This is a genomic window from Halapricum desulfuricans (assembly GCF_017094525.1).
GTDB lineage: Archaea > Halobacteriota > Halobacteria > Halobacteriales > Haloarculaceae > Halapricum > Halapricum desulfuricans.
Genome location: NZ_CP064788.1, coordinates 555,404 through 578,857, shown reverse-complemented (window position 1 = coordinate 578,857; position 23,454 = coordinate 555,404). Strand labels below are relative to the sequence as shown.

The following is a 23,454-nucleotide window of genomic DNA, read 5'->3' as shown; positions in this document are numbered from 1 at the left end:
GGTCTCGAACGTGCGTATGGACGTTCGTCTGCTGGACGCAACCGACGACCCCGAGAAACTGATCTGTCAGGCCGCCCGCAACGACTACGCCTCGGAGTTCATCGCCGACCAGTCCTTCGAGGAGGTCATGTCGACGATCGACGGCGACTCGATCGAGGACAGAAAGGAGACGCTGCTCACCCACCTGCTCGAGCACGGCCACTTCGGCCCCTTCGAGCACCCTCACGCCACCTTCGCCATCGAGGGGGTCAGCCGATCGTGCATGGCCCAGATCACCCGCCACCGCCACGTCACCTTCGACATCCAGTCGATGCGGTACGTCTCCTTCGACGACGTCGATCCCGAGGCGGTCCGAGAGGGCGAACTCGTCGTCTACCCGCCCTCCGCGACCGATCCCGACTGGGTCGGACGCAACCAGGACACCGGCCCCGTCGACGAGGAGACCGTCGAGAAACGCGAGGAGGTCTTCGCAGACACCGTCGCCAGCGCTGTCGAGTCCTATCAGAAACTGCTCGAGCTGGGCATGCCGCCCGAGGACGCCCGGTTCGTCCTCCCGATCGGCACGAAAGTCAACATCGTGATGACGATGAACGCCCGCATGCTGATGCATATCGGCGATATGCGGGCCGCTGCCGACGCCCAGTGGGAAATCCGGGAGATGACCGAACAGATCCTCGACCTGGCCGAGGAGTGGGCACCGATCACCTTCGAGTACTACAACGAGCACATGAAAAACCGCAAGAACCGGCTCGCGCCGTGACAGTCGGCCACCCGATGGGTTGGGCGCTGTCACGGCCGCGGTTCCGGGGCGACCGCGCGGAATCAACCGCTCACACCGGTTTAACGGCCACGGTCAACGTCGAGCGACTGTGAAGACGGGATCACGGACTATTTGACGCTCACGAACCGAGACCACGTATGGTCGAAGTTCTCCTCGTAGTCGGCGTGCTCGTCGCGATGTTCGTCGGGTACAACATCGGCGGCTCGACGACCGGACCGGCGTTCGGCCCGGCAGTCGGCGCCGGTGCGATCTCGAAGACAGGGGCAGCGGGACTGATGTCGATCTTCTTTTTCGTCGGTGCGTGGACGATCGGCCGCAACGTCGTCGAGACGCTCGGGTCGGATCTCGTGACCCGGGCTGGCGTCTTCACCCTTGAGACGAGTATCGGCGTGCTGTTTTTCATCGGGCTCGCACTGTTCGTCGGGAACGTCTTCGGCGTGCCGGCCTCGACGTCGATGACTGCGGTCGGGGCTATCGCTGGCCTCGGCGTCGCAACGGGATCGCTAAACCTAGAGGTGATGGGCGCGATCGCGATCTGGTGGATCGTCGCGCCAGTGCTCGGGTTCTGGGTGTCACTGATCATCGGCCGGTACTTCTACGCGCGCATCAACGAGGCGGTCGCGATGGACCGCTCTTCGGGGCCGCTGGTCGAGTTCGATCGCTCCGGGGTCGTCCCGGTCCCACGCCCGCACGAGACGACGAGTCGCCGCGAGTTGCTCGGCGTCGTGACAGTCGTTTCGATCGGCTGTCTCATGGCGTTCAGTTCCGGCACCTCGAACATCGCCAACGCGGTCGCGCCGCTGGTCGGGAGCGACTCCCTGGAGATGAACCGCGCGATCATCCTGGGCGGCGTCGCCGTCGCGATCGGGACGTTCACGATCGCCCGACGCACCCTCGATACGATGGGCAGCGACATCACCGAACTCCCGCTGACGGCCGCCATCGTCGTCGCGTCGGTCAGTTCGGCGCTTGTAGTCTTTCTCTCGGTGATCGGCATCCCCGCGAGTTTCGTCGTCATCGCCACGGTCTCGATCATCGGCCTGGGCTGGGGGCGGGCGACGCGGCCGGTCACGCTGCCCGAGGCGGTCACCGGCGAAGAGACGCCGCCGGTCTCAGTCGACGCACTCGCCGAGGACGAACCCGGACAGGAGTTGCCGGGGATCGGCGAAGAGGAGACTGCCGTCCCCAGTGCGACGGACCTGTTCGATCCGGCAACGACGGCCCGGGTCGTGCTGTTACAGAACGTCGTGCCGGTGATCGCGACGATCGGCGCGTATCTGACCTTCGAGTTCGTCCCGGTCTTCGGCCTCTAGGCCTCCCCGTAGACCGGGACCGAGGCGCCGCTGGTGACGCCCGCCGCGTCGCTGCAGAGAAACCGAACCACATCGGCGATCTCGCGCGGGTTGACCCACGCGTCGTGGTCGGCGTCGGGCATCATCTCGCGGTTCATCGGCGTGTTGATCACGCTCGGCAGGACCGCGTTGGCTCGCACCGCCCCTTCGTTCTCCTCGGCGATCGTCTCGGTGAGCAGTTTGACGCTCGCTTTCGAGGCGCGATAGATCCCGTCGCCTTCGCCGCCTTCGAGCGCCGAGCGCGCCGAGACGCTGACGATCGCGCCCTCGCGTTCGCGCAGGTGCGGGAGCGCGTGCTTCGAAGCGAGGAACATCGTCTTGAGATTGACGTCGAGCAGGAACTCGAAGGTCTCGACGTCCGTCTCGTCGATGGGTGTCCCGCCGCGCCAGGTCCCGGCGACGTTCGCGAGGACGTCGATCCCGCCGTGGTCGGCGACGACCGCCTCGACGGTCTCGCTGACCTGTTCTTCGTCGGTGAAATCGGCCTGATAGACGTCGATCCCGTCTCGTTCGGGATCAAGCAGGAAGTCCTCGCTCTCGGGCTCGACGATGTCTACCGCCGCGACTGTCGCCCCCGACTCGGCGAAGGCTGTCGCGATCGCGCTTCCGAGCGCGCCGCCCGCGCCGGTCACAAGTGCCACCGAATCGCTGAAATCGAACTCGACTGACATCGGTGACTGTTCTCAAGGCACGAGAGCGAATAAAACATGGCATGCTTACACCGGCCGCGCGAAACCACCCTCCAAAGCCCTATTGGTGCCCCGACCGTGGCTACCGGTATGCGCTGTATCGCCCATCGCGGATTCGCCGGGCTCTATCCCGAGAACACGCTGACAGCCGTCCGCCAGGCCGCAGACCGCGCGGACATGATCGAAGTCGACGTCCGCCAGTGTCGCTCGGGTGACCCGGTCGTCATCCACGACGAGACCGTCGACCGTGTGACCGACTCGACCGGGGTCGTGGCTGACATCTCTCTGGCGACGCTACAGTCGATGGACGTGCTCGAGACCGGCGAAGGTGTCCCCTCACTGGAAGCGGTACTGCGGGCCGTTCCCGACGACGTCGGGCTGAATCTCGAACTCAAAGAGCCCGGCCTCGTCGAGCGAGTGCTCGAACTCCTCGAGGAGTTCGACACCGAGATACTGCTGTCGTCGTTCGACGTCGAGACGCTCGCGACCGCCCGGGACCTCGATCCATCGGTCGATCGGGCGCTGATAGTCGATTCCTCCTCCGAGGCGGCGATCGAGCGGGCGGCGAGTCTGGACTGTACGGCGATCCACCCCCACTGGCGGCTGGTCGATTTCGCGCTGCTGGAGCGGGCGCATCGCTCGGATCTGGCGGTCAACGTCTGGCCGATAAACGATCCGGAGCGGGCCACGGAGTACGAGAAAATGGGAGTCGACGGCGTCATCGTCGACGAACCCGCGGCCTGTCGGTGAACAGTCGCACTGGCGTCACTGTCAGGTCCGCATCCCGCGGAGGTTCTGCCGGAGCTTGATCGTTGAGGTCATCAGCGTCGTCGCGGTCATGATCACCAGCACGACCTGGACGTGCAACACGATCACGCGATCGAGTCCCGCGAACACGGCCAGTTCCGCGATCGGGATCAACGCCGCGAACAACAACACCGGAAGCAGATGGCGCAACAGCGTCTCCAGAAGCGTCCCGCGGACGCGCGTCCGGTCAAGCTGTCGCTGCCCGAACCGGTATCCGTACGACAGAAAGAGGAGCCCGCCGGTCCCGACCAGCCCGGCGATCGACTGACGATACGCGGGCAGCGCAACGAGGCCGGCCGTGACAGCGCCGACAGCCCCCAGAAACAGCACCGTCAGCGACGCCTCCGTATCCGATCTCGTCCGCCCTCCCGCGCTCGCAGCGTCGATTTCCCGTAACGCGAGCGCCAGCACGAGCGCGAACAGCAGTGCTATCCCGCTGGCCACCTCCAGCAGCCAGTCCGCAAACAGGACGATCCGGCCGATCCCGACCAGTCCGTATCCCGTGGCAACGACGCCGACAAGCAACAGGTATCCCCACAGCGTCGTCTGAGTACTGTTACCGGCGCGACCGTTCCAGTAGGCGTACAGCGCGAATCGAACGCCGAGGACGGCCAGCAGGAAAAACGCGATGAAGGCGATGAACGTGAGATTCGGATCGTTCGCCAGTTCGTTGAGTCCGACCAGATCAGCCATCATATTCGCCCCCGTGCGTCGAGCAGGTCCTGTTTGAACGCGGTTGCAGTCTCGTAGCGCGTCAGTTTCTGTCGGTCGAGCGCTTTCGAAACGACGTCGTCGAGCACCTCGGGGCTGTCCGCGATCGCGGAAGGGGGTGTCGGACGGGTATCATCGGGGACCTGCGCGCGCACCTCGTCGTACTCGCCGCCGTAGGGCGGTTCCTCGGCCAGCAAGTAGTAGAGGACGGCTCCGAGGTGATAGATATCGGTCGCCTGGTCGATCCCGCCGAAGGAGACGTCGAAGTACTCCGGCGCGGCGAAGCGAGGATCCAGACACACCGAGGGATGGACGAACTGCCGATAGACGGGCAACAGCCCGACGTTGTCGAGTCTAGCGCGACGGCCCGATTCGGTTTCGAGTTCGACCGCGACGCTCCCGGGATCGATTCCGCCGTGAACGACACCGCGCTGGTGGATCGCCGCGAGCCCGTCCGCGAGCCGCGCGACGGTTCCGACAGCCTCGGAGACGTTCCAGGCCGGCAGGTCGGCTGCCAGCGTCAGGTCGACGTGCTGTGTCGCCGCCCACGGCTCGGGTCGAGGGCCGCCGTCGTACAGCGAGACGACGTGTTCGTGGTCGAACTGGCCCCACTGCTCGATCGCGGCTTCGAGTTGTGACCGAAACGGTTCGCGGTCGCCCGCCGGCTCGTGAAACAGTCGAAGCGAGACCGCCTCCTCGCGGCCGGCACGCGTCGCCAGCACGCGATAGCTGTCCGCGTAGCGGCCGGTCGACTCCCCGGTCAGCAACATCAACCGATCGAATCTGCTCCGTTTGACGATCACATCGACCCGCTCGCGGAGGCGGTCGATTCGCTGACGGGGCGTCTCTGTCGACGGCTCGTCGGTCCCCGACGGCGCGCCTTCGTCGGACGACGCGTCCGTCTCATCCGGTGGCGCTTCCCGATCGGACTCGGATCGCTCGTCAAGCGAACCGTAGACGAGTCCGTCCCCTCCCTCGCCGGGGCGGCGCACGCGCCCGACGTCGTCTCGGTGTGTCTCGGACGGCTGGAAATACCCGCTCCGGACGAACCCGCCCTGTCGAGTGTACCGGAGCGGTTCCGCCTCGCGCTCTGCCCGGAGTTGCTGCAAGACATCGTCGACGCGTTCCGGGAACTGTGTCATGAGATACTCGAATGCCAGAATCGCCTCCGGCCGCGACGTGTCGTCGTCGAGCCGATCGACGAGCCGCCGAACCGTGTATTCGATGCTCCCCGGGTCGTCACTGGCGATCAGACAGATCCCGCAGGCCGCCCCGAGTCGAACCGTCCGGTCGTCGCTATCGAGACTTCCGAACAGTCGCGGTAAGGCCCCCTGGCCCCGGTCCGGGTCGCCGACGATGTCCGCGAGCACCGTACGCACACCTTCGCTTTCGAAACTCGGCATGTGACAAGTATCATGACACTATTCGGTCCCGAGTAATGATAGTACCGGCCTACCAGACTGGCACCAGCTATCCGATTGTGTTATCACTGGTGAAAATAGAGTGGCTGCGTTTTAGTATCGCAAGACGAATATCACGGTGATGCAACCGTCGAAACGATCGCTTCTCCCTGCAGTCGTTCGCCGGAGCTACGCGATGCGTCTAGGCGCGGCGCTCGCGTTCTCGGTAGTAGTGATCGTCGTGTTTGGGGGTGTGATTAGCGCCCAGACGAGCGGGCAACTGCAGGAGAACGTCGAAGGAGACCTAACGGCACAGTCGAGTACCGAGGCACGCCAGCTAGACACGTGGCTGCAATCGGTCGAAAACGACGTTCAGACGACCTCACAGCTATCAGTCTACCAAAGCGGCGATGTCGACACGATAAAAGGACAACTCGATGAGTTGATCGCCGACGAGCAGGTTCCCGAGGACGTCGTGGCGGTCCACTACATGAACACTGTCACGATGGAGTTGACGACGAGTTCCGCCGACGAGATGATCGGCGTCGACGCCGAAGACCAGGGCGCGCCGTTCGCGACCGACCCCCCCGAATTCGACGGGCCTGACGACGTGGTCGTGACCGAACCGTTCAGCGCTCCGATCGTGGACCACCCGATCGTCTCCGTGATGTCGCCGATCGAAGGTGCCGAAGACCGGGCACTGGTGTATATGATCGATCTCTCGGCACACGCCGACCGGATCACACGGGACGCGACCGACACCCGGACGGTAGTGCTCGACCAGCAGGGACGGTACGTGGCTCACCCCGACGAGAGCCGACTTCTCGACACACGCGCCGACTCCGGGGGGATCGGCTCGCTGGCCGCCGGTGAGAGCACGTTCGTTTCCGGTGAGGAGGTCGTGACCGGGGCGACGCGACTCGAGACGGTCGACTGGACAGTGATGGTGCGTGCCGACCACGACGACGCCTACGCGCTGGCCGACCAGATCAACGCCGACCTGCTCGCGCTGGTCCTGCTCTCGGTCATCAACCTCGGACTCGTCGGCGTGACCATCGGGAGCAACACGATCACGTCGCTCCGTCGGCTGACAACCCGTGCCGAGGAGATGGCCGACGGCGATCTGGATGTGGATCTCAGGACGACCCGCGAGGACGAACTCGGCTCGCTGTACCAGTCGTTCGCGGACATGCGAGATTCGTTACGGGAGAAAATAGACGAGGCCGAAACGGCACGCAAAGACGCCGAAGACGCCAGACAGGAAGCCGAGCAAGCTCGCCGGGAAGCCGAAAGTGAACGCGCCGAGATGGAGGCGATGACCTCACATCTCACTTCCAAGGCCAGCGAATACGAGTCGGTGCTCGATCGCGCCGCCGACGGCGACCTGACCGGCCGGGTCGAACCACAGAGCGAGAGCGAAGCGATGGAACGAGTCGGCAAGCGGATCAACGCGACGCTGGACTCGCTGGAACGGATCGTCGCCGACGTCGAGTCGTTCTCGACGGACGTGCTGGCGGCGTCCGATCGCGTCCAGCGCAACGCCGACGAGGTCAGCGACGCAAGCCAGCAGGTGACCAGTTCGATCGACGAGATCTCCGAGGGGGCACGCAAGCAAAGCGAACGCCTCCAAGACGCCTCCGGGGAGATGGAGAACCTCTCGGCGACCGCCGAGGAAGTCGCCTCCTCCGCGCAGGAAGTCGCGGAGACCTCCCGGGCCGCCGCCGAAGCCGGCGAAACCGGCCGCGAGGCCGCACAGGAAGCCATCGAAGAGATGAACGCGATCGAGGCCGAAACCGAGGCGATGGTCGAGGAGATCAACGCGCTGGACGACGATCTCGACGAGATCAACGACATCATCAACGTGATCACCGAGATCGTCGAGCAGACGAACATGCTGGCGCTGAACGCCTCGATCGAGGCCGCCCACGCCGACGGACAGGGCGACGGCTTCGCCGTCGTCGCCGACGAGATCAAGAGCCTCGCCGAGGAGACCAAGTCGGCCGCCGGCGACATCGAACAGCGCATCGAGCGCATCCAGAGCCAGGCCGGCGACACCGTCGAGACGATGGAGTCGACCAGCGAGCGGATCACCGACGGCGTCGAGACCGTCACCGAAACCGTCGACGCCCTGGAGACGATCGTCGAACGCACCGAAGACGCCGACGCCGGCATCCAGGAGATCGACGACGCGACCGCCGAGCAAGCCCGGACCGCACAGGAGGTCATGCAGACGATCGACGACCTCTCCGCGATCAGCCGACAGACCGCCCAGGAGGCGGACACGGTCGCGTCGGCCGCAGACGATCAGGAACGGGCGATCTCGGAAGTGTCCGACTCCGCGAGCGATCTGCGCCAGCGGGCGGCCGACCTCGAACAGCTACTCGAACGATTCTCCGTCGAGACGGCCGCCTCGACGGGCCCGACCGGCGAAACCGCGGCCACTGACGATTGACCATGGAGCTGACTATCACGACCTGGTTCGCGCTCGGTACCGTCGGCATGGCAGCCGGAACGATCGGCCTCGCGGCGGGATACACGCGCCTGTCCGATCCCCATCGCATCCCGTTTCTCGATCTGGTCGCCGTCACGGCGATCGCAACGGTCGCCTACGCGCTGATGGCACTGGACCTCGGCGCGGTCACCAGCGCCCGCGGCGCGACGCTGTACGTCCCACGCTACGTCGACTGGTTGCTGACGACGCCGCTGCATATCGTCTACGTCGGCTGGCTGGCCGGTGCCGACCGATCGACGCTGGCCAAACTCGCCGCGCTACAGGCATCGACGATCGTGCTCGGGTTCGCCGGCGGCATGGTCGCCGCGCCGCTGAATCTGGCGCTGTTCGCCGCTGGCGCGGTCGTCTTCGGCATGTTGATATACCTGCTGTATACCGATATCAGCGAACTGGCCCACGAGCGCGACGACATGACGCTCGCGCTGTACCGGACGCTGCGGAACTTCGTCGTCGTGCTCTGGCTGGTCTACCCGGTCGTCTGGCTGCTCGGCGGCCCCGGGATCGGATTCATGGACACCGAGACCGCCTCACTCGTCGTCACCTACATCGACGTTGTCGCGAAGGTCGGCTTCGGCCTGATCGCCTACTCGACGCTGCGCGACATCGAGTTCCTCTCGGCGGACAGCGCGATGGCGACATCGGCGGACTAGAGGCGTTTGGCTACCAGGCTGGGCCGTTATTATTTCTCAGTGAGAGTGAGACAAAGGTTTATGTTTTTGTTGTTCTAATCGACGCTAGATGTCGCAAGACGCCGAGAAAAAGCGTTTGAAGAAAGCCTCCGACGCGTGATCGAACAGGCCCACGCGAACGCGGACGATTTGCGGGGCGCATACTACATTCCTCTTGACGACAGTAGTGGGTATCAGGTCGAAATCTCCAAGGTCGAAAGTTGACGTCACCGCGGACCGGGGGTCTCGTTCAAATCACCGTGACCGATGCTTGCCGCTCACGGGTTTGTGAGCGGCAAAACATAGCGGGAGGTGGATTTGAACCACGCGAAACGCTCGCTACGCTCGCTACGCTCGCGTTTCTCTCATTCAAATCCACGCTATACGACTTGCGACGACGCAGACTCGTCACTTCGCTTCTCGTCTTGCGTCGTCAGAAAGTAGCGGGAGGTGGATTTGAACCACCGATCTGCGGGTTATGAGCCCGCCGGAATCTCCTGGCTATCCCATCCCGCTACCGGGTCATAATCCGGCACTACGATTAAGGGTTGTGATTCGTGTTCCGTCCGTGACTTTCTACCGTGGCTCGGCGTTGCACGTCTACAGCGGTGTGCAACACAGGCCGCGGCAAAACAGACGCCTGTCACTCCGACTCCGGTCGCTCTCGCTGGACGATGAGAACCGGCCCGAGGAACCGTTCGGCGACCTGCTCGGCGGGCATCCCGAAGACGAACGTCGCAAGGGAGGGATCGCTCTCGCCCATAACGACAGCGTCGAACGTGTCGCTGGCCTCGATGATCGCGGCGAGCGGCTTTCGGTCGCGCTCGATCCGCGTCTCGATCCGGTCCGGGTCGACGCCCGACTCCGCCAGCCGATCGGCCAGCCCGGAGAGGAGCGTCTCGGCGTCGGCGTCGCTCTCGGACTCGCCCGCGACGTGATAGAGGGTGACGTCCGCGTCGGCGTTCGCGAACAGCCCGGACACGACCCGCGCGAGGCGATCGATCCCGACGGTTCCGCGGACGGCCACGAGCACGTCCTCGAGTGCAACGACGGCGTCGGGAACCAGCACGGCCAGACAGTCGTGTTCGTAGATCGTCCGGTCGATCGTCTTCTGGGCCTCGCCGGTGAACACGAGCCGTCGCTCGACTGTCGCGCCGGCGTCTTCGAACAGCGATTCGAGTTCATCCATGCGGGCGGTGGCCTGCTCCTCGAACTGCATCCGGGCCTGACCGGGCGGGGTCTGCTCGGGGATGACGTGATACCCCAGCAGGACGACGTGAGCGTCGGCGAGCAGTTCCGGGACGCCGTCGGGGATCGATTCACCTTTGAGCACGCGGATCGGGACGAGTACGGCTGGTCGGTCTGACATGGTTAAACGTCTCCTTTGAGTCGAATGTCGGTCGCGTAGTAGCGATACCACAGGTACGACAGGGCCATGATCGCGACGCCGATCGCGATCGAAGCGAGTTCCATGAACGCGATGAGGCCCGCGCTGGCGACGGCACCGAGGACAGGCACGGCGGGATAGCCGGGAATGGTAAAGCTCGGATCGTACCACGGCGGATCGCGACGCCGGACGACCAGCAACGCCACGCACATCAGCGCGTACAACACCAGATGCAGGAACGACGCGACTTCGGCGAGCACCTCGACCTGGCCGGTGGCGACGAGCACCAGAATCGGGCCGCCGGCCATCCCGAGAGCGACGTGGGGCGTGCCATACTGGAGGTTGATCCGGCTGGCCCACCGCGGGAGCAGGGCGTCGCGGCTCAGCGCGTACACCGACCGCGAGGCGCTGAGGATCGAGGCGTTCGCGCTCGAAAACGTCGCCAGCAGCCCGGCGGCGAGGATCAACACCGCGCCGGGCCGTCCAAGCAAGTCGCGGGCGACCTCGACCATCGCGGTCTCGCCGAACTGCCCGAGGCGTTCGGCCCCGAAGGAACTGGTCGCGACGAAGATCGTCACGACGTAAAACAGCGTGACGATCAGCACGGAGCCGACCATCGCCAGCGGGAGGTTGCGCTTCGGCTCGGTGATCTCGCCGGCGACGGTCGCGACCTGCGCAAACCCGAGATACGAGGTGAACACGAGCGCGGCCGTGCTCAACACCGGGAGCTGTCCCTGCGAGAAGAACGCCTCGGGGACGGACTCGCGCCCGAACAGCCCGGTGGCGTCGAGCACGCCGTAGGTCAGGAACCCAGTGAGGATCACCAGCAGGACGACGACGATCACGTTCTGGAGCGAGGCGGTGTTCTCCGTCCCGGTTACGCTGAGTGCCGTCAGCGCGATCCCGAACAGCAGGCCCAGCAGGACGTGCGGTCCGACCGGCAGTCCCGTGATCGAGACGCCGATCTCAGCGAGGACGGCCACGACGTAGTGGCCCAGCCCGACGAGGTAAAACGCCGAGGCGAACACCAGTCCGAGCCACAGTCCCAGTCCGACGACCGCGCCGTAGGACGTGCCCATGGTTCGGGAGATGAAGTAGTACCCGCCACCGCTCCGGGGCATCGCCGTCGCCAGCTCCGAGGTCGGGAGCGCGACCAACAGCGCGATCACGCCGCCGATCGCGAACGACAGCGTCGCCGCCGGCCCGGCCTCGCTGGCGGCGAGCCCGGGAAACACGAAGATCCCCGCGCCGATCATCGTCCCGATCCCGATCGCCAGCCCGCCGACCAGTCCGATCGTCCGCTCGAGCTCGACGTCCTCCTCGTGGACAGTCGTCTCCTCGGTAACGCCGACTGGCTCCGCTTCCGGCCGCTCGCCGGTGACGTTCTCCCCGCCCGGTTCGTCACCCGCTTCCGGGGTGGACATACGTACTACTGGCGTGACTCGATACAAAAAGACCGGGGCCGAAACGCGCCGGTGTCACTGAGGGGGCAACCCGAACAGCGCGTACCCGACCAGTCCGGTCGCCGGAACCGACCCGGCCCCGATCGCCGTCGCGAGCGACAGCGACGAGACGACACCGACGGCCGCGCCGATCACGAGCGGTGCCGGGATCAGCGCGAGCAACCAGTCGGCCGGACTCAGTTCTGTCATAGTGACTGTTGTACCGATTTACCGGTGCGACCGCGCGGATTCGTGCGGTCGATCGGGAACAGACTTACAACGGTCACTATCACGTCTCGACCATGTGGCCCCATCTAATTAAATATTATTACCCGAGTTGTGCGTGCTCGAACCGCCAGTAGCCCAGTCCCAGCGGGACGACGACCCAGGCGGCGAGGATGACGATCATTCGAGGAGGTGCTCGTAGTTGTCGGGATTCCGCCCGAGTTCCTCAAGTACGAACTCGAGCATCTGCGTCGGGCTGACCGGCAGGAAGTTCCAGACGAGATTGAACACGAAGAAGAAGCCGATCCCGCCGGCCATCGCCTGCGACCGGATACGGTCGCCGCCGATATCGCGACCGCGACGGCGACGTACGCGAGCGCGTACAGCAGCGTCACCCCGATGAAGATCGCATAATCGGCATACTCGAACGTCATCTCGGGGACGAGCACCTGGGCGATTCCCGTGCCGATCACGAACGAGACGCCCAGCCCGGCCAGCACGACGCCCGACCGCGAGAGCAGTTTGCCGAGCACGACCGCCGATCGGTCGACCGGCGCGCCCAGCGTGAACTTGATGCTGCCCGATTCGCGCTCGCCGGCGATCGAGAGGTACGCGGCGACGAGCGCGATCAGCGGCACGACCAGCGCGACCGGGGCCCAGACGAGTTTGGCCCGCCACACGTCTAGGAAATCCCGCTTCGCGACCGCGAGCGTGCTCATGCGGACACCTCCGCTCTCTCAGACTCGGCTTGTCCGTCTGCCCCGGACGTGTCAGCGCTCGACGCGGAGGAGTCAGCCGTCCCGGGTTTCTGGCCCGTGTATCGCTGGAACAGCTCCTCCAGGGAGGTGTCCTCGGAGACAATATCGCTCACTGTCGTTCGCTCGTCGACGTGTCTGACGACGTCGACCTTTCTCGCCGCGCTCGAGCAGACGGCCGTGATTTCCCTGTTGGTAACTGTCATGTCCCGGACCCCGTCGATCGACTGCAGGTCGAGGCCGTCCGGGACGGACGCGACGTCGAGTTGGATGCTGGCCGTGCCCCCGTTCGCGCCCGGATCGCTTTCGACTCCGAGTGGACGTCGTGACCCAGCACCTCGGCGTGTCCCGCCGTCGGCTCGATGAAATCGAGCAACACGTTGATCGTCGTCGACTTGCCGGCCCCGTTGGGCCCCAGAAAGCCGAAGACTTCCCCCTCTCGAACCGTCAGGTCGAGGTCGTCCAACGCCAGGACCGCGTCCGATCCGGACCCGTATCGTTTCGTCAACCCCTCCGCCCGTATTGCAGCCATATATCGGCCAGTGATACGTGTCTATAATATGTTTTTATAAACCAGATGATGTGTCATCACATGCCACGAGCAGTTTGAAGCGCGGCGAGGACGACGGGCACGTATGGCCGATTACGTCCCGATACCGGGCGGTCGTGACGTTCGCGGCGTCAGAGATGGCCCCGAGGAGGTGGACTCGATCGTCGTCGCGTGCCCGCCGCATCCACAGCAGGGCGGTTCGAGAGCCGACAGCCGGCTGGGGAGCGTCGCCGACGCGCTCGCGGAGCGGTCGATCGCGACGCTTCGGTTCGATTACGGCCCCTGGGACGAGGGGCGTGGCGAAGTGACCGACGCCGTCGCAGCCTGTCGATGGGCGCGCGAGCGGTACGACCGCGTCGGGCTGTTCGGCTACAGTTTCGGCGGCGGGGTCGCGATCCTGGCTGCACCCGAGGTCGAGGCCGACGCGCTCTCGGTGCTCGCACCGGCGGCGACGATCGGCGACCGCGACGTCGCAACCGCAGTGGCCGGCATCGGCGTCCCGATGCAGATACTGGTCGGCGAGCGCGACGAGACCGTCGAGTGGCGACGCGTCCTCGAAGCCGCCCGTGAACGCGGCGCGACTGTCGAACGCGTCGGCGGCGATCACTTCTTCGTCGGCCAGCGCGACCGGATCGCCGAGACGGTCACGTCGTGGCTGGCGGCCGAGTTAGCGTAGCGGCAATGCAAGGGGAAGGTTTGAGACGGATCGTCTCCTAGGAAACGTATGGACAGAGAGCAACTGATCGAACTTGTACCACATTACGTCGCAATGCTTATTCTAGCTTTCCTGACTCTTGCGGTCGTGTCAGTGGCAGTGGGCGAGATTGGTTTCTGGATCGAAGTCGCGCTCATAGTTGTCGTTGTCTTCGGTTACCGTCTCGTCGTAGTGAGACTCGGCGTCGGACCCAGCGTATGGGAATCGCCGTGAAAAGTTCGCGCAGTACGTTTCGCACGCCGTTGCTGCCAGTCCCCGAGAAGGTGTACCGGAAGTGTTGTTCCGCAAGTGCCTCTCAGAGTCGCTCGCGGACGGCTTCGGTGACAGCCTGCTGAACGATGTCCGGCGGCCGTTCGGCGTCGATCCGGACGAACCGGTCGGGCTCGGCCTCGATCAGCTGTTCGTAGTTTTCGGCCACCGACTGGAGGTAGTCCGTCTGCTCGAACTTGTTTGTCGCGCCCGCCCGTTCGGCACCGACCGACGGCGAGACGTCCAGATAGACAGTCAGATCCGGCGGTCGCGTCCAGGGGTCGTGGATCTCGCGGACGAACGCGAGCGGGTCGTCCAGTTCGGGGTGATCGGATAGCGTCGCCCCCTGGTAGGCGTACCGCGAGTCCGAATAGCGATCCGAGATCACGACCTCGCCCCGGTCAAGCGCGGGCCGGACGACGCGCGAGAGGTGGTCGGCGTGGTCGGCCGTATAGAGGAACAGTTCCGCCAGCGAGTCGGCCCCCTCGTCGTCGATCGAGCGGGCGACGGCCTCGCCGTACCACGAGTCGGTCGGCTCGCGCGTGAACGTCGTCTCGACGCCCAGCTCGGCCGCCCGGAGCGCCTCCCAGGCGCTCGTTTTGCCGCTGCCGTCGATTCCTTCCAGCGTGACGAGCATATCCGCACCTCGCGGCCCCGGCCCGTAAACGCCGCGCTTGTCGTCCGAAGGAGGTGACAGTGATTCGAATGTTAAGGTGTGAATTCACAGTCACACTCGCCGTCGGTGTCTTGCCCTCTGGCGCAAGCAAACACCCGGCCCTCATACCTTCTTCGGAGTAGGCCGCGAGTGACTTCAACAAGAGGCGACAGAAGGTCCGTGAAGCCGCTGCTTGCGAGTCAGAGTAGTGTGCACCACCGACTCTGCGCTGCCGAGCGGTGCGCAGCGAGGTCCACGGTACAAACTGCGCATCCGAACGCGCGGAATCGAAACCGGACAGAATCAGGTGGGAAGCGAGAGTCAGTCGTCCGTTGTGGTAACGTCGCTGTCGTCGCTCTGTGGTGGTAGCGCGCCCGCCGGAACGTCCGTCGAGCCGAGCAGCAGCCGCCGGTCCCGCAGGGTGTGATATGCGGCAACGAGCGTAAAGAGGCCCGCAACTGCAAGCGCGTAGTCGAAGCCGTCCAAGACTGTAAATGGCGGGATACCGAGTGCTGCGACGGCGACAAGCGTCGTCAATACCGCGCCGAGCGCGAGATAGAAATGGCCCCACGGTAGATCGTTATGTGGTACGATATCGAGATAGATGTCGAACTCGTTGGCGTAGTCAGTCAGCGACACGACCCCCCGATTCCGGTCGTACTCAACAATATCGGACCTGTCCATCGTGGGAAGATGCGTCTGGTGGAGTGCCGTGTAGAGGCGCTTGCGTTCTTTCGGCGTCACTGCATCGGACTCCTTTCCCAGCTCCCAGGCCGAAAGCTGTTCGGAGAGTTCGCGAATCGGGACTGGACGATCTTGCTGGCGCAGGTAATGCAGCACGTAGCGGCGACGACGGCTACCGAGCACCTGAAACACCACGTCTATGGATAATTGCGAATCGGTATTCCCACCACTTGAGATCCGACTCCGCGTTCCTTTTCCGGAGTTCATTGTACCTTGCCCCACTCATATCAGGGACGTATTCGTAATAAAGATTTCCTAACTGACATACAGTGCGAAGTGAGACATAACCAAAGTGGAATGTCAAACACTGATCTCAGAGGGATGATCTACGGGCCATAAAGCGGCTTTTCGCAGATATATATCGCATCCGAGCAATGGTAGGATGTTGGAACTAAAAAGAATTACGGATATACACCTAAGAAAAATCACCTCAAGACAGTGTGGTTCAGGGCAGATATCGCCCAAGCAACGTGGTCATGGAGTGCAGCGACCGGCTGAGCGTCCCTACTAACTGATATACCGTCGAGAGTGCGAACAGCGCGAGGGCGCCACTCGCAAAGACCAGTGGATCGACAGCGGCAAACACTGGCAGTGAGGTCAGCGACGCGACCACGGTAAACAGGCCAAAGATACCCAGCGCCCGGTAGTACTCACCCCACGAGATCCCGACAGGCGCCATCGTGTCCATATATCTGGCGAGCGATCGACTCTCAGGGTTCGACCGGACGAGTTTCCGGTCGGGATCGTACTCAACGAGCCCGTACGTGGCCAGTTTGGGCAGGTGTGTCTGATGTAATGCGTTGTAAACGCTCTCTCGGAGCGGGCGTGGTGCTGGTGTCGTCTCCGATTCAATGCTCGCAATCTGCTCCGAGAGGGAACGGAGCGTCAGCTCGTCGTCGAATTCCCAGAGTATCGTTAACGTCTCACGGCGTCGCTCGTTGCTAAGGAGATAATACACGTCCGATTCCGAGATAGTGACTCGCTGGAACATCTGATAACTCTGCGCGTTCGGACGCATGCCTGAGACATACGTATAGAGATCATACGACACCGAACGATATTGTCATCTATCGGTATGATTTTGAACACACCTGGTAGTATGACTGTGCGTAGCTGGTAGGAGGCTCGTACACAGCCTATCGAAGGCGGTACGAGGATCGTACGACCCGATACGAGGGCCGTATAGAATGTCAATACTCGTGGCACGAAAACCGTACAAACACAGTATGAATGTCCTGAATCGGTTGAATCTGTGCATAAGTAATACCTGACTAAGCGAGGGGATGAATATCCCGAACGGCCCGACCAAGTGGGTGGCCGGACGGGGGAGAAATCACCATGACTGACGACCCGAAACTGTACGACCTTTCGCGCCGCAAGATGCTTGCCGGACTCGGAGCCATCGGACTCGCCTCTGCTGGCGCTGGTCTGGGTACGAGCGCGTACTTCAGCGACCGTGAAGAATTCGAGAACAATACCCTCGCCGCCGGAACACTTGATATGACCGTCACCGCGGACGTGGTGGCCGCCAATCAGTACTGGGTGAACCAGGGTGGACTGGACGTGTCGGCCGTCGCCGACGCGCAGGACGCGGTGATGGGCCTGCAAATCGACGACATCAAGCCCGGCGACTGGGGCATCATCTGCTTCGAGATCGAAGTCGGCGACAACCCCGGCTACGTGCAGGTGTGCACGGAGAACTTCGCCGAGGATGGCGGCGACAACCCTGAACCCGAACAGGCAGTCGAAGGCGACGCCGACAACGACGCCGACCTGGGCGAGTTCCTCCTGACTACCGTCTGGCAGGAGTACAACGGTGCAACCGACGGCACCGGTATGAAGACCGATCTGAACATCCTCGACCCGGTGTTCAACAACAACAGCGACATCGTCCCGCTGGCCTACGGCGAGCCCGACCTCGATGGCGTGGTTGACGCAGATCAACACCACACCACCGCGCGCGAGGCCAACGCCATCCTAGACGTGGCCAACGACGGCTACATCATCAAAGACGATGCTGGCGAACCGGCGGTCATCGGCAGCGACGCTGAAGTCTACGAGTTCTGCCTCCTCATCGAGTTGCCCTACGAAGTCGGCAACGTGGTGCAGGGAGACAGCGTCTCCTTCGACCTCGTGTTCAAGACCGAACAGGTCCGGAACAACGAGACTCCGTTTATGAACGACGTGGAGGAGAGCCCGACCAACGAGACCGCCTAATAATCCGCTACGAACACCACCACACATTCACTAATTATGGCAGAAAAGACACAACTCTACAACCTCAGCCGGCGGAAAGTGCTGGCCGGACTCGGCGCAGTGGGCGTCGCATCGGTCGGCGCCGGAGCCGGGACGTCCGCGTTCTTCAGTGACCGCGAATCGTTTGCCAACAACAGTCTCGCCGCGGGTGAACTCGACCTGCTAGTTGACTGGCAACAACACTACATGGCAAACGGCGAGACGACGTTCGTCAACGCCCACCCGGACCACGATGGCGACGGCGAACAGTCAATCATCACCGACGACCAAGTCATCAAGTACAGCGACTTCCTTGACCCGGAAGACCCCGACAGCATCGGGGAGAACATCCCAGTGCTCGACTGTGAGACCATCCCGCCGCTCTCGGAAGCGGACTTCGGCGTCGACCCGACAACCGGTGAGGCGATGGACTCACTCGTCCAGTTGGCCGACGTGAAACCCGGCGACTCGGGCGAAATCACGTTTAGTCTCCACCTCTGTGACAATCCCGGCTACATCTGGATGCAGGCCGACAACGTCAGTGAAAGCGAGGGTGTCAACACCGACCCCGAGCTGGCCGTCGACGAGACGGACGGACCAGACCTCGCCCGCCAGATCGAGGCAAAGCTCTGGTACGACGCCGACTGCGACAACGTCCACGACGAAGACTCGCCTGCCGACATTATGTTGACGCTGGACTTCTCGGGGTCGATGCTCTACCGCCAGTTCGGTGGCGTCGTCAGCGAGGACTCCATCCAGGTCAACGGTGACAACTTCACCGAGACGACCAAGATCGACCTCGTCGAACTCGCAGCTAAGGAGTTTGTCCAGTACCTCGATGGCCAGAACGCCGACGTGCAAGTCGGGATCGCCTACTTCGATGGTGAAGGCAGCGACGACACCGAACCCCGGACGGGGGTCCTCCAGCCGCTGACCAGCGATCTCTCAGTCGTCGACGGTGCTCTCTCGGACCTACGCCAGAAGCTCGCGAACGTCGTGAGCGGCGGCCCCGGGTCGACGCCCTTCGACGGCGACGGCGACCCGGACCCGGCCAACGGCGGCGGTACCGCCACCGGGACCTACATCGGCGAGGGTGTCGACGACGCCCAGGACGAACTCGCGAGCAATGGGCGCACGGGCGCTCGCGCGGCGAACATCGTCCTCTCCGACGGCGAGTCGTTCAACGGCAGCGGCTCCACGCAATTCAGCTCCCCGACCAACGCGGCCGACGACGCACGCGCGACCTCGCCGGCACCGGCGACGGATATGTACACCATCTCCGTCGGGAGCGCCAACGACAGCGTTCTCCAGCAGATGGCCGGTGCCGCAGCCGACCCGACGGGCAACGACCCGCAGTTCTTCTACGACGTCGACGACCCGGTCGCGATTCCGAGCGTCTTCGGCGTGCTCGCCAGTCAGTTCGTTGCCGAAAAGGTCATTATAGAGGACACGCTCGACAACATCCTCGCGGAACTGGCCGACGGGAACGGCATCCCGCTCGACGGCAACGTCCTGACGCTGTACGACGAGCTATCGGACCCTGCTAACGACCCCGACCGCGACGCCTTCGAAGGCGACGGTCTGATGTACTGTGTCGCGCTCTCGTGGGAACTACCCTTCGAGGTCGGCAACGAAGTCCAGGGCGACTCGGTGACCTTTGATCTGGGCTTCTACACTGAACAGGAGCGCAACAACGACGGTAGCGGGCCAGCGCCGGCCTGACATACCCGTCTCTTCGGACGACGAAGCCAGTTTGTCCGCTCGAAAACAGTCCGTACGGTTTTCGTACCGACTTCGACGGGACCGGCAACCGCGCTATACCTATACCGGAATCAGACGAGAGAGTAGTATCGAACGCGACCATCCCACGGAGATTTACAATGCAACTCACACGGCAGAAACTGCTGGCGGGCACCGGAGCGGTGGCTCTCTGGTTCGGAGGGTTCAGCCTCGAATTTGGACCGGACAGTGATATCGACGATGCCGACGGCCAGTGCGTCCTCAACTCGCTTGACCCTGGACAGACCCGTTGCATCGCGCTCTCGTGGGTCTTGCCCGAGAGCATCGCAACAAACGTCGCCCAGGGCGACAGCGTGACCTTTGACCTGGCCTTTGTCGGCGTCTCGATCGGGACAGATAGCCCGTGTACCGGAGGGTCGGCATGACGATGACCCGACGCCGCGTCCTCGCGGCACTCGTGGCGGTCGGCGGTGCGGGTGCGCTCACCGAGCGGACGACCGGTGCTGTTCTCCGGAACCGCGAACAGGGCAGTCTCGACCTCTCAGTCGGGCTGGTCGATCTCGTCGTCGAATATTGGGAGAACCCCGAGGATGGGGTCGACCGTTCGAACCCTGACGGTATCGTCGACGGGCAACAGCTCGCCGTCCCGATTACATCTCTCACAGCAGACGGGCGCGGCCGGACGGTCCTCCGGCTCTCGCTCCCGCAAGACGAGGGGCCGAACAACCCCGGGAGCATCTGGCTGCGGAGCGACTGTCCCGAGAAAACGACGCTCGCGGAGTTGCTACAGGTGACGGTCTCGTACGCTACCGCCGACGGGACACCGACGACCGAGATTGAACGCGGATCACTCCGGGCGGTAGCGGACGCGCTTCGGGGCGGTCGTCGGATCGATGGCGACCCGACCACACCTGAACCGGACTGTCTGAGCGACGAGGTGTTCCTCGTCGTCGAGTACGAACTCGGAACGTTCCTGGGCTCGGAGACCGTCTCCCTGCCGTTCTCGTTGGTCGCGACGCAATGTCGCAACGCCGACCCCGGGGCGAATCCGTTCCCCGCTGACGCGATCGACGACCGTTGCCGTCCCGCCTACAGCTGTGACTGCTGCTGGACCATCGGAAAAGTCGAGGTGGACGCGCGATTACAGTCGGGTCAGACCTACGCCTTCGACGAAGGACTGGCGGGATACGCCGTCCACGTGACCGATACCGACGGCGACAGCGACGTCGCCTTCGAACTAGTCACGACTGACGACGACGTGCCGCGCCTTCCGCTCTGTGACGTGGCGGTCAAGGGCGGTCCACCGGACGTTCACTACCCCCGACAGGACGACACCTTCGGCTTCGATACGAACTCCCTTGACGGTGCCATCGACGGCATCGTCTACGCGCCCGAGAATCCCGACAGCGGCGAGCGCTACGGCATCAGCTATCTCCTCGTGAGCGTCTGCTCGCCGACGCTCGCCGACGGGACCTGTCCGGTGCCGGTCGCCACCGGCGCCGCGAGCGTCGGCGGCTCCAAGCCGCCGCGTGGCAAGCCAGACACTGGACTCGGAGCGGGCAAGCAGGAGGGAGACGAATGAACAGTCTCACCGAACGGCTGCCGGGCGTTCGACGCGTCGCGGCCGCACTGGCCGTCATGGTGCTGATCGTCGCGGTCGTCCCCTTCGTCGTCTTCGCCGTCCCGCAGGTAGTCGGGGCCGATCACGGCTTTGTCATCCTCTCGGGGAGCATGGAGCCGACTACCTCGCCCGGAGACGTTGTCATCGTTGACGCCTCGGCCCCTATCTCGGTCGGTGATATCATCACGTTCGACGACGGCAACACCGTTCCGACGACCCACCGCGTCGTCGCTATCGAGGACGGCCAGTACGTTACACAGGGCGACGCGAACTCGAACCCGGACGCACAGCCCGTGTCACCGGACGACGTGCTCGGCCGTGTGACGCTGACGATTCCGTTCATCGGCCGCGTCATCCTCTGGGTGAACACTCCCATCGGTTATGTGAGTCTCGTCGTCGGACCGCTGGTGTTGCTCGTCGCCAACGAATTGTTCGCGTGGGCGGGCAAGGACAGCAGCAGTGGCGATGGATCGGATACCAATGACGACGACAGAGCGGAGGGCGGTCCGGTCCCGAAGCCGGTCCTCCGTCGTATCGACGACGGGCGCGCCGAACAGGCCGACGCCGCGAGCGCCACGCGTGCCGACACAGACCGAACAAGTGACAACGATACTGCGACCGAATCCGACGACGCCCGCGAAACGGTGGCTGTCGCTGTCGCTGACCTGAAACTTACTGTCCTCGCAACGCTCGGGCTGGTCGGCTACGCCGCCTGGAACGTCTACCGCGAGGTGACCGCTGTCGCCGCGCCAGACCCCGTTTCGGTCGGCGCGCTCACTGGGGGTCTGCTCGGTCTCGGATTTGCAATCTGGGTAACGGTCACCGCACGGCTGGCGGCCGGAGACGCCGGCACTGACCGGCCAGCGACGACACCATCAGCGCGTGCCGACGGCGGCACGGAGGACGAACGATGACCCGCCCGGTCGTTGTCTTTGTCGCCGCGGTCGTCGTATTCGCAGCGGCGACGGTCGGCTTCGGCCACGGCGGCGAGTCCGCCGCCCTGCTCAGCGACGAGGAACGCCTCGCGCTCGATTTCAGCGCGAGCGCCGGTACCGAGGGCTTCGACATCGTTGAGCGGTCGCCGGAGCCGACCGTGTTTCACACCAGTGGAGCGAACGAGACGACTGACGACCGTGGGACCAAAGAGCCAACCAGTAGCGACAGCGGGACCGACACGCCGGCTGCCAGCAACGAGTCGGTCGGCTCTGACCCTGCCACGCTGGCGGCCGACGACAGCGACACCGCGTCACCGCCCGTGCCGGTCAGCGGGGTTGCCGGTAACGACATTGACAGTACCGGCACCGACGGCAACACCACCGAGAGTAGCAGTGATCGTACCGCCGCCGTAGACGGCATTGATAACGCCGACAGCACTGACAGCAACGCCACCGCTAATCTCGATGGCGTGAACGCTACGCCAAAAGGGGAAGTGATGAACGACCCAGACCCACCGGGAGGCGACAGACACACTGATACGAACGTCACGACCGATGCGGGCAGTAGCACCGACGGGGACACGACCGCTCGGACTGTCGCTAACGGAACGGAGACGACAAGTAGTGCCACTGTCGGCGACGACATCGAGAGTGGCGCGACTGATAGAACGTCAGCCGATGGCACTGACACTGGAGACGCCACTGAAACCGCACAGCAGCACGGCGACGAGACGATCACTTGGAACGAGACGAGTGCTGACGGAGACGGAAGCGTGTCCAGTGCCGATGAGAACGAAACTGCGTCGCGTACCGCTGAGATGGCCGAGACGGGTAAAATGACAGACGAACCAACCACATCAATAAATACAACTGAGAGAGGTGTCACTGACAGCACCGGCACCGAGACGACTGTCGCCGACAGAACAAACAGTGAGAGTGACAGCACCGACGAACAGATAGCGGACGACGCAGACGCGACTGTGGCTGACAGCGACGCTACCGGAGAACACGCGCCGGGCGACGGAACCGGCTCGACTGCTGGCGGAGCTACAGACGTCACCGACAGTGAGACAGTGTGATATCCCGACAGCGGTTGCACGAACGGCTGCTCCTGCCGGGGATGGCCAGTGGTGCCGTCCGCCGGAACCTTGTTCTCTTGCTCATCTATCTCTTTGTCGTCTCGCTGGGCGTAGCGCTCATACTCGTGGCACTCTGAGTGTCCGGCGACGATCACACCCCTCAGTCAAAGAAATACTCCGATGTCATACGGAAACCGGACAT

25 protein-coding genes, 1 tRNA gene and 1 pseudogene are annotated in these 23,454 nt (G+C 63.8%); 14 read left to right on the top strand and 13 right to left on the bottom strand.

What is annotated here, in order from left to right; all coding sequences use genetic code 11:
* Positions 1 to 16: 16 nt before the first annotated feature.
* A complete protein-coding gene (gene thyX / locus HSR122_RS02925) occupies positions 17 to 760 on the top strand; it encodes an FAD-dependent thymidylate synthase (protein ID WP_229111192.1) in 744 nt (247 codons plus the stop codon).
* A gap of 158 nt (positions 761 to 918) precedes the next feature.
* A complete protein-coding gene (locus tag HSR122_RS02920; protein ID WP_229111191.1) occupies positions 919 to 2,094 on the top strand; it encodes an inorganic phosphate transporter in 1,176 nt (391 codons plus the stop codon).
* On the opposite strand, the gene HSR122_RS02915 is transcribed toward HSR122_RS02920, so the two are convergent.
* Positions 2,091 to 2,804, bottom strand: a complete 714-nt coding sequence (locus HSR122_RS02915) for an SDR family oxidoreductase (protein WP_229111190.1) — start codon at positions 2,802 to 2,804, stop codon at positions 2,091 to 2,093. The two genes, HSR122_RS02920 and HSR122_RS02915, sit on opposite strands and share 4 nt — an antisense overlap.
* Positions 2,805 to 2,912: 108 nt before the next feature.
* Between HSR122_RS02915 and HSR122_RS02910 the strand changes: the two genes are divergently transcribed.
* A complete protein-coding gene (locus HSR122_RS02910; RefSeq protein WP_229111189.1) occupies positions 2,913 to 3,572 on the top strand; it encodes a glycerophosphodiester phosphodiesterase in 660 nt (219 codons plus the stop codon).
* 21 nt (positions 3,573 to 3,593) lie between these two features.
* Here HSR122_RS02910 and HSR122_RS02905 read toward each other — a convergent pair whose 3' ends face one another.
* Positions 3,594 to 4,322: a hypothetical protein gene (locus HSR122_RS02905; RefSeq protein ID WP_229111188.1), complete on the bottom strand. Its 729-nt coding sequence runs from the start codon at positions 4,320 to 4,322 to the stop codon at positions 3,594 to 3,596.
* Complete coding sequence (locus HSR122_RS02900) at positions 4,322 to 5,743, bottom strand: protein kinase domain-containing protein (RefSeq protein ID WP_229111187.1); 1,422 nt, start codon at positions 5,741 to 5,743, stop codon at positions 4,322 to 4,324. The genes HSR122_RS02905 and HSR122_RS02900 overlap by 1 nt, the downstream gene beginning before the upstream one ends.
* A 139-nt stretch (positions 5,744 to 5,882) precedes the next feature.
* On the opposite strand from HSR122_RS02900, the gene HSR122_RS02895 reads away from it, so the two are divergent.
* Together HSR122_RS02895 and HSR122_RS02890 are read left to right on the top strand one after the other, a co-directional pair.
* Positions 5,883 to 8,192, top strand: a complete 2,310-nt coding sequence (locus HSR122_RS02895) for a methyl-accepting chemotaxis protein (protein ID WP_229111186.1) — start codon at positions 5,883 to 5,885, stop codon at positions 8,190 to 8,192.
* Between the two features lie 2 nt (positions 8,193 to 8,194).
* Complete coding sequence (locus HSR122_RS02890; RefSeq protein ID WP_229111185.1) at positions 8,195 to 8,902, top strand: bacteriorhodopsin; 708 nt, start codon at positions 8,195 to 8,197, stop codon at positions 8,900 to 8,902.
* A 459-nt stretch (positions 8,903 to 9,361) separates the two neighbouring features.
* Here the strand turns inward: HSR122_RS02890 and HSR122_RS02885 are convergent.
* The 7 genes and pseudogenes from HSR122_RS02885 to HSR122_RS02855 all read right to left on the bottom strand — a co-directional run.
* A tRNA-Met gene (locus HSR122_RS02885) sits at positions 9,362 to 9,436 on the bottom strand.
* A 127-nt stretch (positions 9,437 to 9,563) separates the two neighbouring features.
* On the bottom strand, positions 9,564 to 10,289 hold the full coding sequence (locus tag HSR122_RS02880; protein WP_229111184.1) for a universal stress protein: 726 nt from the start codon (positions 10,287 to 10,289) through the stop codon (positions 9,564 to 9,566).
* 2 nt (positions 10,290 to 10,291) lie between these two features.
* Complete coding sequence (locus HSR122_RS02875; RefSeq protein ID WP_229111183.1) at positions 10,292 to 11,731, bottom strand: APC family permease; 1,440 nt, start codon at positions 11,729 to 11,731, stop codon at positions 10,292 to 10,294.
* A 54-nt stretch (positions 11,732 to 11,785) separates the two neighbouring features.
* Positions 11,786 to 11,959, bottom strand: a complete 174-nt coding sequence (locus HSR122_RS02870; RefSeq protein WP_229111182.1) for a hypothetical protein — start codon at positions 11,957 to 11,959, stop codon at positions 11,786 to 11,788.
* A 104-nt stretch (positions 11,960 to 12,063) separates the two neighbouring features.
* The gene (locus tag HSR122_RS02865; RefSeq protein WP_229111181.1) at positions 12,064 to 12,693 is read right to left on the bottom strand and encodes an ABC transporter permease; all 630 of its coding nucleotides are present in this window, start codon (positions 12,691 to 12,693) and stop codon (positions 12,064 to 12,066) included.
* A complete protein-coding gene (locus HSR122_RS02860; RefSeq protein ID WP_229111180.1) occupies positions 12,690 to 12,935 on the bottom strand; it encodes a hypothetical protein in 246 nt (81 codons plus the stop codon). Before HSR122_RS02860 ends, HSR122_RS02865 begins: the two co-directional genes overlap by 4 nt.
* A 68-nt stretch (positions 12,936 to 13,003) precedes the next feature.
* Positions 13,004 to 13,261: pseudogene (locus HSR122_RS02855) on the bottom strand (ATP-binding cassette domain-containing protein); the annotation flags it as partial.
* A 103-nt stretch (positions 13,262 to 13,364) separates the two neighbouring features.
* Between HSR122_RS02855 and HSR122_RS02850 the strand changes: the two are divergent.
* Positions 13,365 to 13,955, top strand: a complete 591-nt coding sequence (locus HSR122_RS02850) for an alpha/beta hydrolase (protein WP_229111179.1) — start codon at positions 13,365 to 13,367, stop codon at positions 13,953 to 13,955.
* A gap of 48 nt (positions 13,956 to 14,003) precedes the next feature.
* Positions 14,004 to 14,207 carry a hypothetical protein gene (locus HSR122_RS02845; protein ID WP_229111178.1) on the top strand — a complete coding sequence of 68 codons (204 nt, stop codon included), beginning with the start codon at positions 14,004 to 14,006 and terminating at the stop codon, positions 14,205 to 14,207.
* Positions 14,208 to 14,289: 82 nt separating this feature from the next.
* Here the strand turns inward: HSR122_RS02845 and tmk are convergent, their stop codons facing one another.
* The 3 genes from tmk to HSR122_RS02830 all read right to left on the bottom strand — a co-directional run bounded on the left by tmk (position 14,290) and on the right by HSR122_RS02830 (position 16,633).
* Positions 14,290 to 14,880, bottom strand: a complete 591-nt coding sequence (tmk, locus tag HSR122_RS02840; protein ID WP_229111177.1) for a dTMP kinase — start codon at positions 14,878 to 14,880, stop codon at positions 14,290 to 14,292.
* A gap of 339 nt (positions 14,881 to 15,219) precedes the next feature.
* Complete coding sequence (locus tag HSR122_RS02835) at positions 15,220 to 15,849, bottom strand: DUF7344 domain-containing protein (protein ID WP_229111176.1); 630 nt, start codon at positions 15,847 to 15,849, stop codon at positions 15,220 to 15,222.
* A gap of 238 nt (positions 15,850 to 16,087) precedes the next feature.
* Positions 16,088 to 16,633, bottom strand: a complete 546-nt coding sequence (locus HSR122_RS02830; RefSeq protein WP_229111175.1) for a DUF7344 domain-containing protein — start codon at positions 16,631 to 16,633, stop codon at positions 16,088 to 16,090.
* Between the two features lie 347 nt (positions 16,634 to 16,980).
* On the opposite strand from HSR122_RS02830, the gene HSR122_RS14955 reads away from it, so the two are divergent.
* The 7 genes from HSR122_RS14955 (at position 16,981) to HSR122_RS02795 (ending at position 23,389) form a co-directional block, all read left to right on the top strand.
* Positions 16,981 to 17,859 carry a TasA family protein gene (locus HSR122_RS14955; RefSeq protein ID WP_324254647.1) on the top strand — a complete coding sequence of 293 codons (879 nt, stop codon included), beginning with the start codon at positions 16,981 to 16,983 and terminating at the stop codon, positions 17,857 to 17,859.
* 36 nt (positions 17,860 to 17,895) lie between these two features.
* Positions 17,896 to 19,599 carry a VWA domain-containing protein gene (locus tag HSR122_RS02820; RefSeq protein ID WP_229111174.1) on the top strand — a complete coding sequence of 568 codons (1,704 nt, stop codon included), beginning with the start codon at positions 17,896 to 17,898 and terminating at the stop codon, positions 19,597 to 19,599.
* A gap of 158 nt (positions 19,600 to 19,757) precedes the next feature.
* Positions 19,758 to 20,042 (top strand): hypothetical protein, encoded by a 285-nt coding sequence (locus HSR122_RS02815; protein ID WP_229111173.1) that lies wholly within the window; start codon positions 19,758 to 19,760, stop codon positions 20,040 to 20,042.
* Complete coding sequence (locus HSR122_RS02810; RefSeq protein WP_229111172.1) at positions 20,039 to 21,199, top strand: hypothetical protein; 1,161 nt, start codon at positions 20,039 to 20,041, stop codon at positions 21,197 to 21,199. Before HSR122_RS02815 ends, HSR122_RS02810 begins: the two co-directional genes overlap by 4 nt.
* Positions 21,196 to 22,152, top strand: a complete 957-nt coding sequence (locus HSR122_RS02805; RefSeq protein WP_229111171.1) for a signal peptidase I — start codon at positions 21,196 to 21,198, stop codon at positions 22,150 to 22,152. The genes HSR122_RS02810 and HSR122_RS02805 overlap by 4 nt, the downstream gene beginning before the upstream one ends.
* Positions 22,149 to 23,252, top strand: coding sequence for a hypothetical protein (locus tag HSR122_RS02800; protein WP_229111170.1), 1,104 nt, complete (start codon positions 22,149 to 22,151; stop codon positions 23,250 to 23,252). Before HSR122_RS02805 ends, HSR122_RS02800 begins: the two co-directional genes overlap by 4 nt.
* Positions 23,249 to 23,389 carry a hypothetical protein gene (locus tag HSR122_RS02795; protein WP_229111169.1) on the top strand — a complete coding sequence of 47 codons (141 nt, stop codon included), beginning with the start codon at positions 23,249 to 23,251 and terminating at the stop codon, positions 23,387 to 23,389. The genes HSR122_RS02800 and HSR122_RS02795 overlap by 4 nt, the downstream gene beginning before the upstream one ends.
* The last annotated feature ends 65 nt before the right edge of the window (positions 23,390 to 23,454 follow it).

Bases quoted from the DNA above. Each gene is read 5' to 3' on its own strand.
- HSR122_RS02915 (WP_229111190.1), bottom strand. From the start codon at position 2,804: ATGTCAGTCGAGTTCGATTTCAGCGATTCGGTGGCACTTGTGACCGGC.
- HSR122_RS02860 (WP_229111180.1), bottom strand. From the start codon at position 12,935: ATGACAGTTACCAACAGGGAAATCACGGCCGTCTGCTCGAGCGCGGCG.
- HSR122_RS02920 (WP_229111191.1), top strand. From the start codon at position 919: ATGGTCGAAGTTCTCCTCGTAGTCGGCGTGCTCGTCGCGATGTTCGTC.
- HSR122_RS02900 (WP_229111187.1), bottom strand. From the start codon at position 5,743: ATGCCGAGTTTCGAAAGCGAAGGTGTGCGTACGGTGCTCGCGGACATC.
- HSR122_RS02895 (WP_229111186.1), top strand. From the start codon at position 5,883: ATGCAACCGTCGAAACGATCGCTTCTCCCTGCAGTCGTTCGCCGGAGC.
- HSR122_RS02830 (WP_229111175.1), bottom strand. From the start codon at position 16,633: ATGTTCCAGCGAGTCACTATCTCGGAATCGGACGTGTATTATCTCCTT.
- HSR122_RS02820 (WP_229111174.1), top strand. From the start codon at position 17,896: ATGGCAGAAAAGACACAACTCTACAACCTCAGCCGGCGGAAAGTGCTG.
- HSR122_RS02805 (WP_229111171.1), top strand. From the start codon at position 21,196: ATGAACAGTCTCACCGAACGGCTGCCGGGCGTTCGACGCGTCGCGGCC.
- HSR122_RS02815 (WP_229111173.1), top strand. From the start codon at position 19,758: ATGCAACTCACACGGCAGAAACTGCTGGCGGGCACCGGAGCGGTGGCT.
- HSR122_RS02865 (WP_229111181.1), bottom strand. From the start codon at position 12,693: ATGAGCACGCTCGCGGTCGCGAAGCGGGATTTCCTAGACGTGTGGCGG.
- HSR122_RS02850 (WP_229111179.1), top strand. From the start codon at position 13,365: ATGGCCGATTACGTCCCGATACCGGGCGGTCGTGACGTTCGCGGCGTC.
- HSR122_RS02890 (WP_229111185.1), top strand. From the start codon at position 8,195: ATGGAGCTGACTATCACGACCTGGTTCGCGCTCGGTACCGTCGGCATG.
- HSR122_RS02910 (WP_229111189.1), top strand. From the start codon at position 2,913: ATGCGCTGTATCGCCCATCGCGGATTCGCCGGGCTCTATCCCGAGAAC.
- HSR122_RS14955 (WP_324254647.1), top strand. From the start codon at position 16,981: ATGACTGACGACCCGAAACTGTACGACCTTTCGCGCCGCAAGATGCTT.
- HSR122_RS02800 (WP_229111170.1), top strand. From the start codon at position 22,149: ATGACCCGCCCGGTCGTTGTCTTTGTCGCCGCGGTCGTCGTATTCGCA.
- HSR122_RS02845 (WP_229111178.1), top strand. From the start codon at position 14,004: ATGGACAGAGAGCAACTGATCGAACTTGTACCACATTACGTCGCAATG.
- HSR122_RS02880 (WP_229111184.1), bottom strand. From the start codon at position 10,289: ATGTCAGACCGACCAGCCGTACTCGTCCCGATCCGCGTGCTCAAAGGT.
- HSR122_RS02870 (WP_229111182.1), bottom strand. From the start codon at position 11,959: ATGACAGAACTGAGTCCGGCCGACTGGTTGCTCGCGCTGATCCCGGCA.
- thyX (WP_229111192.1), top strand. From the start codon at position 17: ATGGACGTTCGTCTGCTGGACGCAACCGACGACCCCGAGAAACTGATC.
- HSR122_RS02905 (WP_229111188.1), bottom strand. From the start codon at position 4,322: ATGGCTGATCTGGTCGGACTCAACGAACTGGCGAACGATCCGAATCTC.
- HSR122_RS02810 (WP_229111172.1), top strand. From the start codon at position 20,039: ATGACGATGACCCGACGCCGCGTCCTCGCGGCACTCGTGGCGGTCGGC.
- tmk (WP_229111177.1), bottom strand. From the start codon at position 14,880: ATGCTCGTCACGCTGGAAGGAATCGACGGCAGCGGCAAAACGAGCGCC.
- HSR122_RS02835 (WP_229111176.1), bottom strand. From the start codon at position 15,849: ATGAACTCCGGAAAAGGAACGCGGAGTCGGATCTCAAGTGGTGGGAAT.
- HSR122_RS02875 (WP_229111183.1), bottom strand. From the start codon at position 11,731: ATGTCCACCCCGGAAGCGGGTGACGAACCGGGCGGGGAGAACGTCACC.